Annotated in this window: 10 protein-coding genes and 1 tRNA gene; 8 read left to right on the top strand and 3 right to left on the bottom strand. The window is 66.9% G+C overall.

What is annotated here, in order from left to right; all coding sequences use genetic code 11:
* The first annotated feature begins 47 nt into the window (after window positions 1-47).
* The 8 genes from KF785_11375 to KF785_11340 all read left to right on the top strand — a co-directional run bounded on the left by KF785_11375 (window position 48) and on the right by KF785_11340 (window position 6,530).
* Window positions 48-1,229 carry a site-specific integrase gene (locus tag KF785_11375; GenBank protein MBX3147355.1) on the top strand — a complete coding sequence of 394 codons (1,182 nt, stop codon included), beginning with the start codon at window positions 48-50 and terminating at the stop codon, window positions 1,227-1,229.
* Window positions 1,230-1,238: 9 nt separating this feature from the next.
* Window positions 1,239-1,312 (top strand) — tRNA-Arg (locus tag KF785_11370).
* Window positions 1,313-1,370: 58 nt separating this feature from the next.
* The gene (locus tag KF785_11365) at window positions 1,371-2,591 is read left to right on the top strand and encodes an alanyl-tRNA editing protein (protein ID MBX3147354.1); all 1,221 of its coding nucleotides are present in this window, start codon (window positions 1,371-1,373) and stop codon (window positions 2,589-2,591) included.
* Window positions 2,588-3,238 carry a phosphatase PAP2 family protein gene (locus tag KF785_11360; GenBank protein ID MBX3147353.1) on the top strand — a complete coding sequence of 217 codons (651 nt, stop codon included), beginning with the start codon at window positions 2,588-2,590 and terminating at the stop codon, window positions 3,236-3,238. The genes KF785_11365 and KF785_11360 overlap by 4 nt, the downstream gene beginning before the upstream one ends.
* Window positions 3,238-3,837, top strand: a complete 600-nt coding sequence (locus KF785_11355) for an SCO family protein (GenBank protein MBX3147352.1) — start codon at window positions 3,238-3,240, stop codon at window positions 3,835-3,837. The genes KF785_11360 and KF785_11355 overlap by 1 nt, the downstream gene beginning before the upstream one ends.
* Entirely contained in the window at window positions 3,834-4,655 is an 822-nt protein-coding gene (locus KF785_11350; protein MBX3147351.1) for a cytochrome c oxidase assembly protein, read from the top strand. Before KF785_11355 ends, KF785_11350 begins: the two co-directional genes overlap by 4 nt.
* A 38-nt stretch (window positions 4,656-4,693) precedes the next feature.
* The gene (locus KF785_11345; protein MBX3147350.1) at window positions 4,694-5,659 is read left to right on the top strand and encodes a CopD family protein; all 966 of its coding nucleotides are present in this window, start codon (window positions 4,694-4,696) and stop codon (window positions 5,657-5,659) included.
* Between the two features lie 205 nt (window positions 5,660-5,864).
* Window positions 5,865-6,530 carry a hypothetical protein gene (locus KF785_11340; GenBank protein MBX3147349.1) on the top strand — a complete coding sequence of 222 codons (666 nt, stop codon included), beginning with the start codon at window positions 5,865-5,867 and terminating at the stop codon, window positions 6,528-6,530.
* A 24-nt stretch (window positions 6,531-6,554) separates the two neighbouring features.
* Here KF785_11340 and KF785_11335 read toward each other — a convergent pair whose 3' ends face one another.
* From KF785_11335 to KF785_11325, 3 genes are read right to left on the bottom strand one after another with little or no spacing between them, the layout of a single operon-like run.
* Entirely contained in the window at window positions 6,555-7,976 is a 1,422-nt protein-coding gene (locus tag KF785_11335; protein ID MBX3147348.1) for an APC family permease, read from the bottom strand.
* 58 nt (window positions 7,977-8,034) lie between these two features.
* Entirely contained in the window at window positions 8,035-8,997 is a 963-nt protein-coding gene (locus KF785_11330; GenBank protein MBX3147347.1) for a 3-keto-5-aminohexanoate cleavage protein, read from the bottom strand.
* A gap of 33 nt (window positions 8,998-9,030) precedes the next feature.
* Entirely contained in the window at window positions 9,031-9,996 is a 966-nt protein-coding gene (locus KF785_11325) for a hypothetical protein (GenBank protein ID MBX3147346.1), read from the bottom strand.
* Window positions 9,997-10,060: the final 64 nt, after the last annotated feature.

Genomic DNA, 10,060 nt, shown 5'->3' with positions numbered 1-10,060 from the left:
GTCGGCGCGCTGCGCCGCGCAGGCGTCATTGTCGAGTGGGGCCGCTAATGGCCCGTCAACGTCGCCGCGGGACGGTGGTCCCGCTCGAGAAGTCCGCGAAGTGTACCCGCTGGCTCGTGCGGGTCGCGACCGGCAAGGATCCGCAGACCGGGAAGTACGGCAGAATTAACAAGGTCGTCCGCGGGTCGAAGCGAGACGCCGAGTCGGTGCTGACGGGGCTCCTCGGCCAGCAGGACCAGGGCATTCCATTGGCCACCGGACGGGACACCCTGGGCGCCTGGCTTGAGCAATCGCTCGACACGGCATCCGACCTCGCGCCGCAGACCATCCACCGCGCCCGCTCCGCCCTCAAGCAGTTGCCGGCGGGACTCCTGACGCGTCGCCTCCGCGACCTGACGGCGGAGATGTTCTCGACCCTCTACGCCGACCTGTCGACCAAGGGCAAGGCGCCGGGCACCGTCCGGTACCTGCACCGGTGCCTCAAGGTCCATCTGAACCGGGCCGTGGCGGCCAAGCGCCTCGCGTTGAGTCCGCTGCGCGATCCGGTCATCCTGCCCCGGGAGGAATCAATCGAGCGCCGGACGCTGACCGGGGCGCAGGTGACACACCTGATCGAGAGCACCGCCGGGCACCGCCTCGGCGCCCTGTGGGCCCTGCTGGCCGTGGCAGGGCTCCGGCCGGAGGAAGCGCTGGCCCTCCGCTGGTCCGATTACGAAGACGGCACCCTGCAGGTTCGCCGGGCCCTGATCCATTTGCCCAAAGTGGGATTCCGGTTCGAACCGACCAAGACGAAGCAGGGCCGATCGATTCCCCTGCCCCCGTCCGGTCAGCGGGCCCTGCAGCGGCATCGGGCCCTGCAGAATCAGGAGCGCCTGCTCGCCGGGAGCGCCTACGGAACCGAGGACCTGATCTTCGCCACCGAGATTGGCCGCCCGCTCCAATGGACGAACGTCTCCCGAGTCTTCCGGGCCGAGATCAAGCGGCGCGGGCTGCCGACGCTCCGACCCTACGATCTGCGGCATTCTCACGCTACTTTATTGCTGGAAGCGGGCGTCCCCGCCAAGGTGGTACAGGAACGGATGGGGCACAGCTCGATCAAGGTCACGTTGGATGTCTACGCGCACGTTACCGAAACGATGCAGGCGGACGCCAACGATCGGCTTGAGGCAGCACTCAGCGGCGGGGTTAGGCAATCTTTAGGCAACGCGAGGGGTGCTGGAAGTGCGTAAGTCGTTGTGGCGTCCGTAGCTCAATTGGATAGAGCATCAGACTTCGGATCTGAGGGTTGGGGGTTCGAGTCCCTCCGGGCGCATCGATCGATTCCAGGGGCGGGCCCGAGCCCCTCCGCAAAGCAAGATCGCGTTGCTATCGTGGCTGTTCTAGATACTCTCCGTCGGTACTACTCGGATTCGTATACGACCCGCTTCGCGGCCGTCGTCGTCGAAGTCACCCGGCACGATGACCATCCGGCCGTCGTCCTCGATCAGACCTACTTCTACCCGTCCTCCGGGGGGCAGCCGCACGACACCGGTCGGCTCGATGACGTCCGCGTCATCGACGTCGTGGTGCGCGAGGATGGCGCCGTGCTGCACCTGCTCGAAGGGCCGATCGGGCCCGGGCCGGTCGCGGCAACGATCGACTGGGACCGCCGGCGCGACCACATGCAGCAGCATACCGCGCAGCATATCCTGTCGCAGGCGTTCATCCGGATTGCCGACGCACCGACGATCGGATTCCATCTGGGCCAGGATTACGTCTCGATCGACCTGGACACGGCCGATCTCGACGAAGCCAAACGGAGCGCGGCCTTTGAGCTCGCCCAGGAGGTCGTCGAACGCGCCACTCCCGTCCGGTCCTGGTTCCCGAACGATGCGGAGCTGGCGTCCATCCAGCTCCGGAAGGCGCCCGATGTCGACGGCCCGATCCGGCTCGTGGCCATCGGGGATTTCGACATCTCGGCATGCGGCGGCACCCACGTAGCCAATGCGGCCGAGATCGGCCTGATCCACTGGCTTCGCACCGAGCGACTGAAGCGCGGCGTGCGCATCGCGTTCCACGCCGGCACCCGCGCTCAACGTGACTACGAACTCAAGCAGCGTATCACGACCGGTCTCGGCGCGGCGCTCAGCTGCTCCCTGATCGAGCTGCCCGACGCGGTCGCTCGCCTGCAGGGAGAACTCCAGACGGCCCGCCGGGACATCGCGCGCTATCGTGACGAGGCCTTGGGCCGAGAAGCCGCAGCACTGGCCGCGTCTGCCGCGATCGGGCCGGCCGGGACTCGCCTGCTGCTGGCTGCCTGGGCCGGACGTCCGGTCGATGAGCTCCGTGCCCTGACCCTCAAGGCCACCGCCCTCCCCGGAGTCATTGCCTTGTTCGCCAGCGCCTCGACGGACCGGACCCAGCTGGCGTTCGGACGGTCCGACGACGTTGCGGTCGACCTCAAGCCGGCGCTCGATGCTGCGCTTGCTGTGCTGGGAGGTGGCAAGGGCGGTGGGTCGCGCTTGATCCAGGCGGGTGCGGCCGCGGCCCCGCTCGAGACAGTCCGGCAGGCGCTCGACGCCGCCGCCCGTCGGCTGGACGGTGCCGGATGAGCCGGCTCGATGCTACAGGCAGGCCCGGGTGGCTGTCTCGTCCCGCCCTGATGCTGATTGCCGCTCTGGGGCTCCTGCTCGCTGCGCACTTGCTCGACGCTGCCGCCCTCACCCACCTCCGATACCCTGCAGCCAACGACCGTGACTGGGGCCGCCTGCTCCGGATCATGGGGTTCGCTCCGACCTGGATCCTGGTGGCCGCCGCGTTCTGGATGCATGGGCACGGCGGCACCGACGACGCGAGCATTGCCGCGCGCGACACAGCCTTGGCCATCCTGGCCGCGATCGCGATCGGCGGCCTCGGCGCCGAGGCGCTCAAGCTCCTGATCCGGCGGGAGCGCCCGCTGCCGACCTTCGAAGGCTACTCCTTTCGGGCGTTTGCTGATCGTCCGTTCAACACCGGCCGCCTGGGGATGCCCAGCAGCCATACCATGGTGGCTTTCGCCGGCGCCGCCGCGCTGGCGTCCCGCTACCCGCGGACCGGCTGGGTCGTGCTCGGCATGGCGGCCGGCTGCGGCCTGACCCGGATCTTTGCCGGTGCCCACTTCCTGAGCGACGTGGTCGCGGCCGGCATCGGCGGCACCATCGCCGGCGTGGCCGCGACCCGCTGGGTCGCCACCCGCCGGCGGCGAGTCGGGCTCGCCTGATGCGGTACGCGCTGCTCGCCCTGGCCCTGCTCCTGGCCGGCTGCCGCGATCCGATCCCGGAAGTCGCGGGGGACATCTCGGGCCACCCGCTGCCCAGGCCGGTGCCCCGCCCGGATTTCGTGCTGACCGATATGAACGGCGGCAGCTACGATTTCGGCAGCCGAACGCGCGGCCGCCTGACCCTGCTGTTCTTCGGCTACACCCACTGCCCCGATGTCTGCCCGGCTACCATGGAGAATCTCGGCGCGGTCATCCGACGAATGCCAGCCGTTGAGCGCGCCCGGCTGGATGTCGTCTTCGTCACGACCGACCCGGAGCGAGATACGGCTGCGCGGCTGCAGCAGTGGCTCGGCCGGTTTGACGCCGAGGTGGTGGGCCTGACAGGCACGATTGCGGACGTCGAAGCTGCCCAGCGAGCTGCACGGGTCGGCGTCGCCATCCGCGATACGGCCAGCGGCAACTATGCGGTTGCCCACGCGGCGCAGGTCCTGGTCTTTTCCCCAGACGATTCGAGCCACGTCGCCTACCCGTTCGGAACCCGGCAGGCGAGCTGGGCCGCTGACATTCCCAAGCTTCTCCAACGCTGGACAGGATCATGACGTGGTGGTGCGCGGCAACCGGTTTGCCCTGGTCGTGGAGCTGGCAAGCGTACCCCGGCGTCTGGATCTTCATTGCCCTGCTCGGCTTCAGCTACTGGCGTTTTGGACGCACCCCGGCGGACACCCGCGCCACTCGCTACTTTCTGAGCGGGCTGCTGACCCTCTGGATTGCCCTCGACTGGCCGCTCGGAACCCTCGGCACCTACCTCGCCAGCGCGCACACGGGACAGTTCATCCTGATCACCCTCGGTGCGCCGGGGCTGCTGCTGCTTGGCCTGAGGCCGCGACTGGCCGCGCTGGCATCGGCCGATACCTTTGCGGCGCGAACGCTGCGGTTTCTAGCCCGACCGGCACCGGCCTTCGTCGGGTACACCACGCTCATGCTTGGTACGCATCTGCCCGACATTGTCGATCCGTTCATGGCCACCCAATGGGGCAGCTTTCTGATCGACATGCTGTGGCTCCTGGCCGGGCTGTTCCTCTGGTGGCCGGTGACTGCGCCCGATGGATTCCGTCGCCTCGCGCCGCCCGCGGCGATGGGCTACCTCTTCGTGCAGACCATTCCCGGTACCGCTCCGGCCGCGTTCCTGATCTTTTCGCAGTACCCCCTGTACCGCCTCTACGAACTGGCGCCCAGGGTCACGGAGGTGCTGACACCCCGCTATGACCACCAGGTTGCCGGACTCCTGATGAAGATCGTCGGCGACCCCGTCGTCTGGATCGGCATTACCATCATCTTCTTCCGCTGGGCCAACGCCGAACGTCGGGCAGACCGCTCCAGAACCCGAACCGAGGCGGCGGAACCGCGGCCTGGCTGACAGTTCAGCCAGGCGCTGCCCGCCGCCGAGAGATTGCCATGGATTGGGATTCCACCCTGCTGCCACCTGCCTTGGCCCGCTGGCTGGGCTACTCGGCCGCCTTCCTCATCATCGGCGCGGCCGCCTTCCGCGGAATCGTGTTGCCGCGGGCCGCACGCCAGGGAGGCGACCCGACGCCGGCCGCGCGGAGAGCCGTGACGATCGCGCGCCTGGCCAGCGTGCTGCTCGCGGTTGCGCTCCTGGGGCGGTTGTACTTTCAGGCGCGGTCGCTGATCGACCCGGAGGAGCCGGTTACCAGGGACATCCTTCAGGCAATCCTGCAAGGGCAATGGGGCAAGGGCTGGCTGGCGCAAGCAGGGGCTGCGCTTGCCGCGCTGATCGGCTGGCGCCTGGCGGGGCGAAATCCTGCGTCGCCGGCGGGAACTGTGGTCAGCAGTATCGCGGCGGTCCTGTTGGTGCTGACGATGCCTCTCACCGGCCATGCCGTCGGCCTGCCCGCCGCCGGACAGCTCGGCTACCCGATGACGACGCTGCACGTCGGCGCCGCAGCGGTCTGGCTCGGAACCCTGGCCGTGATGGTGCTAGCCGCGCTGGGCCGCCGATCGGACCCCGCGCCCATCGCAACTGGTGCGCTGATCAGCGCCTTCTCACCGCTCGCGCTCGCCACTGGGTTGGCCGCGATCGTCGCGGGCATCATCGTGACCTGGCGCTATGTTGGCGCGCTCGACCCCTTTCTCACCACCGACTACGGTCGAGTCCTGCTGCTCAAGATCGGCCTGCTGGCAATCGTTGCACTGCTCGGCGCCTACAACTGGCGGGTCGTGCTGCCCCGCCTCCGGCGCGATGACAACACCCCGATCCGACGTTCGGCCTCGATCGAGGTTGGCATTGGAGTGCTGCTGCTTGCTGTGACGGCCCTGCTCGTTTCGTTCGGCGCCCCTGCCGGCTTGAGCGATGATGAGGGCAGCAGCGAGGAGTACCAGGAGACCGCCGTCCTGCCGTAACCACCCCTCGATTGGCGTAGCTGACAGGCAAACCTTGCCGCCAGCACGCCATTCCTTCCTCTCCAAGCCCGGAGAATCCGGGTTAACGCCGCCTTTCCGGACACTTCCGCCCTGGCCCCGAGCTTGCTGAACATGACTGCGACTGCCCTGCCCGACCATACCGGTCGGAGTCCGAGGCACCGGTCAATACTACAAGGCTCCGTCGATGATCAATCGCGCAACTCTCGGCACGCTGGCGCTCGGTGCGCTACTGACTGCTGCTCCTCTTTCGGCCCAGAACGGCCTGGCCGTTCGCGCCAGCACGTTAGGCCTGGGTGGCGAGCTCTCCTTTCGCAGTACGCCATCGGTCAGCATCCGGATCGGCGCCAACGCATTGTCGCTCAGCCGCGATCTGACTGTCGACGAGATCGACTATCGTGCCAAGCCCGCGCTCAAGAGCGCCACGGCCATTCTCGACCTGCATCCCATGGGCGGCAGTTTCCGGATTTCCGGTGGTGTCATCTGGAGTGACAATCGGGCCGACATCGAAGCGAGGCTGAACGGCCCCGTCACCATCGGCAACCGGACCTATACCCCGAACGAGGTTGGATCGCTGACGGGTGGGATCGAGTACGAGAAGCGCTGGGCCCCGTACCTGGGCATCGGAGTCGGCGGCGGCGGGAAAGTATCGCTCCTGCTGGACGCCGGCGTCATCTTCAGCGGACACCCCACGGTTGCGCTGTCTGGCACGACCAACCTGACCGGACCGGAGCGCGACATCTTCAATGAGAACGTCGAGCGCGAAGTGGCCGAGTTCCAAGCCGAAATCGACCGGCGCTCCTACCTCAAGTTCTATCCGGTCGTATCCCTGGGGCTCCGAATCCGCCTCTGAGACGGGGACGCCCCGGCTGTTTCGTCAGGGCTGGCCCATCATGATCCGCGCGCGCTCCTCGGGCGAAAGCTCGGCACGGGCGCGCGCGGCCGCGCGCCATACGCCCACGCCGATCAACGCCCAGAGAATCACGATCGCCCACTCCAGCGGGAACGAACGACCGGCATCGATCCAGTGCTGCCGGAACGAGCTCACCAGCAGGGTCAGGCTCCCCGCCGCAGCCAGGATGGCCACCGCCGGACCGCCAGGCAGCCGATAGGGCCGCGGCCGATCAGGGTCGAGCTGCCGGAGCCGCGGCAGCGACAGGCACGCAAAGAAATAGGCCAGTGACACGGCGGCCGAGCCGACGCTGACGATCGGGACGACGCCGCCTCGGCCAAGGAAGTTGAGCCCGATGCCAAGTCCCATGATAAAGACGATCGCGACGACGGGCGCCCCGGTCCGGGGGTGGAGCCGCTCGAAAGCCGGGCTCACCATGCGGGCTCGGCTCATGGCAAAGAGCAAGCGGGACCCCGCGAGCGACGCGCCGTTGCCCACCGTGAGGATACCGAAAACCCCCGAGACGAGGACCACCCTGGTAAAGAACTCGTTACCGAAGCGAAGCTTGAACGCGGAAGCGGCCGGAAGCTCCTGGGTGAGAATCGACTGCCAGGGTGTCACCATCCCGATCGCGAAGGCAGCAATCGCGTAGTAGGCTGCCGCGGCCAGCACCACCGCGACTACGATCAAGCCGAGCACCCGGGGCGAAGCACTGGGCGACCGCTCCTCGAAGAGCTGCGGAATCTCGTTGAACCCACTCAGGAACCACGGCACCGTCACGGCCACGGCCAGCATGCCAGGCAGCATCGATCCGCTCGACGAGGCCACGAACGGCGGCTCGAGATTGCCCAGCGACCCACCGAAGAGACCGGCCCCGATGAAAAGCAGCGAGATGGCGACTTTGCCGTAGGTCATCCAGTCCTGGAACTTCGCAGCGCCGTGCACACCCCGGTAGTTGAGAAACGCGAGCCAGACCGTCCATCCCAGCGAGATGAGCAGGCTGACCAGGTGCACGTCGTGCCCGCGCCAGCTGTAGAGCAGCGGCCCGCGAAATCCGGGAAACAGCACATCGAGCATCCACGCCAGCGTGATCGAGATGTAGGGAATCACCGCCGTCATCGTCAGCATGAACGCCCAGCCGACGAGAAACGCCGTCCGGGGCCCGAAGGCACGTTCGACGTAGACCACCTCCCCGCCTGCCACCGGGTACGCCGCCCCCAACTCCGCATAGCAGAGGCCTACCAGCGTCATCAGCAGACCGCCGACCAGAAGCGCGATGACGGTACCGACTGGCCCGGCGCTCTGGAACCAGATGCCGAGATAGACGATCCAGCCGACCCCGACGATGCCGCCGAAGCCGATCGAGAAAAACTGGATGGGGCCAAGCGACTTCTTGAGGTCGGTCATAGGTGCGTGCGAACCGGTGAGCGGTGGAGGTGCGGAACGAGGCTGAACAGGCGTCCGATCAGTAGCTCGACGGCGTCGCCGAGAGACCGAGCATCCGACGTGCCTCGGCAGGCGTCGCGACACCGCGGTTGAGCTCTTCGGCCAGCCGCGCCGCGCGCTCCACCAGCTGCGCGTTGCCGGTCGCCTTCTGGCCACGACGGTAGTAGACGTTGTCCTCGAGCCCGACCCGTACGTGCCCACCAAGCAGCATGGCAAAAGTCGTCATCGGCAGCTGATGCGGACCGATGCCCGAGGTCAGCCAGAGCGTGTTCTCAGGAAACTCGCGCACCAGATGGACCACGTTCTCGAAGGTCGGCCAGCTCGAGGTCTGGTACCCCATCACCGTCTGGATCCAATAGGGCGCCTCGACCACCCCGGCCTGAATCAGATCCCGAATCACCCACGCCCCGCCGGTATGGTACGTCTCCATTTCCGGCTTGATGCCCCACTTCTTCATTTCCTGCGCAAACTGGTTGACCAGCTTGTAGCTGAACGGCAGGCACTCGTCGTAGAGCATTTCCTCTCGCGGGAACGGGAGCGGAGGCTTCCGCGCCGCAAGCTTGAACTTGCTCATGTCCGGCGTCAGGTTGAGCGAGGCCACTTCCGGGCGGGCGGGCAGGCACTGCAACCGCTCCTCCATGGTCATGGACGGGCCGCCACCGGTCGTGTTGTTGATGATGATGTCGGGGCACCGCTCCCGGATCTTTCGGTTGACCTCGAGCCAGACTTCGGTTGTCGTAGCCGGCCGGGTGTGGTTCTCGGGACTGCGCGCGTGGACATGGACCATCGACGCGCCAGCTCGGTACGCGCCATAGACCGAGTCCGCGATTTCATCGGCCGTCTCGGGCAGATGATCATTGGATTCCTTACCCTGCACCCCACCGTTGCAGGCACAGACAACGATGACCGGCGGCATCTTTCCGACGCGCTCGAGATACTCGTACGCATCTGCGTAGCGCCAGAGATAATCGTAGTTCGACATGCGAGTTGGCAATTCTGTGATTGAAGGTTTGGGTTACGACCGAGTCGGCCGGCGGGACCGGCGGCTCGCTGTCCGAGATTGTCGTGACACACCCGAGGACGGGCGCTGGGTCGACTTGAGCGATCGAATCGCCTCGACCATTCGATCACGGCGAGTTCGCTGCGTCGAGAGCGGCTCAGGTGCCAGTCGACCGGTCTGCCGGCCGATCCGCTTGAGCAACGGCCGCTCCAATCGTACTGCAACATTCAGATCGCGCCAGAGGGCGGCGTAAGACGGTCCGTACATCGTGAAGTACTCTTCGACGCCGCGATCGGCGTTGGTATTGGCAACGCCGAACGGCCCCATCAGCGCCCATCGGAGACCCAGGCCGTCCCGAATCGAATCCTCGACGGCCTCGACGTCGCAGACGCCGCTTGCCACGAGATCGATGGCCTCGCGAACCAGGGCCGCCTGCATCCGGTTGAGCACGAACCCCGGCGCGTACCGGTGCAGCAGCACCGGAGTCTGCCCGAGTTCGCGCATGAAGCCCACAACGTCCTTCGTCACACGCGGTGAGGTCTGCTTACCGCCCAGAATCTCAACGGCGGGAATGACGTGCGGAGGGTTGACCGGGTGGACCACGATGCAACGCCGAGCCCCAGCCAGCCCGCGGGCAATCTTCGTCATATCGATGGCTGAGGTGCTGCTGCCAATCACGGTTCGTGCGGGAGCGCAGCGGTCGATTGCCTGGTACAACGCTCGCTTGGCTTCGAGCGACTCCGGGCCGCTCTCCTGAACATAGTCGGCGCCAGCCAGCGCCTCTTCCAGCGAACCGGCCGGCCGCACCCGTGCCAGGACCGTCCTGGCCCTGGCCGCCGAGAGCGTTCCCTCGGCCACCCTCTCGGCCAGATCCTCCTGCAGCCACTCCAATGCCCTCCGGACTCGGTCGGGGTCGGCATCGTAGACCCGGACCTTGCAGCCGGCCCTGGCAAACACCTGAACCCAGCTGCGGCCAATCACACCCGCTCCAATTACCGCGACCGATTGGAATCGCGGCCCTGCTCGAACGCCTCGCTTCGCTCCT

The sequence above is a fragment of the Gemmatimonadales bacterium genome (assembly GCA_019637315.1).
Classification (GTDB): domain Bacteria; phylum Gemmatimonadota; class Gemmatimonadetes; order Gemmatimonadales; family GWC2-71-9; genus SHZU01.
This window is presented reverse-complemented; position numbering and strand designations above follow the sequence as displayed.

Excerpts from the sequence above, each read along its gene's own strand:
- KF785_11375 (MBX3147355.1), top strand. The coding sequence starts at position 48 with ATGGCCCGTCAACGTCGCCGCGGGACGGTGGTCCCGCTCGAGAAGTCC.
- KF785_11360 (MBX3147353.1), top strand. The coding sequence starts at position 2,588 with ATGAGCCGGCTCGATGCTACAGGCAGGCCCGGGTGGCTGTCTCGTCCC.
- KF785_11355 (MBX3147352.1), top strand. The coding sequence starts at position 3,238 with ATGCGGTACGCGCTGCTCGCCCTGGCCCTGCTCCTGGCCGGCTGCCGC.
- KF785_11350 (MBX3147351.1), top strand. The coding sequence starts at position 3,834 with ATGACGTGGTGGTGCGCGGCAACCGGTTTGCCCTGGTCGTGGAGCTGG.
- KF785_11345 (MBX3147350.1), top strand. The coding sequence starts at position 4,694 with ATGGATTGGGATTCCACCCTGCTGCCACCTGCCTTGGCCCGCTGGCTG.
- KF785_11340 (MBX3147349.1), top strand. The coding sequence starts at position 5,865 with ATGATCAATCGCGCAACTCTCGGCACGCTGGCGCTCGGTGCGCTACTG.
- KF785_11335 (MBX3147348.1), bottom strand. The coding sequence starts at position 7,976 with ATGACCGACCTCAAGAAGTCGCTTGGCCCCATCCAGTTTTTCTCGATC.
- KF785_11330 (MBX3147347.1), bottom strand. The coding sequence starts at position 8,997 with ATGTCGAACTACGATTATCTCTGGCGCTACGCAGATGCGTACGAGTAT.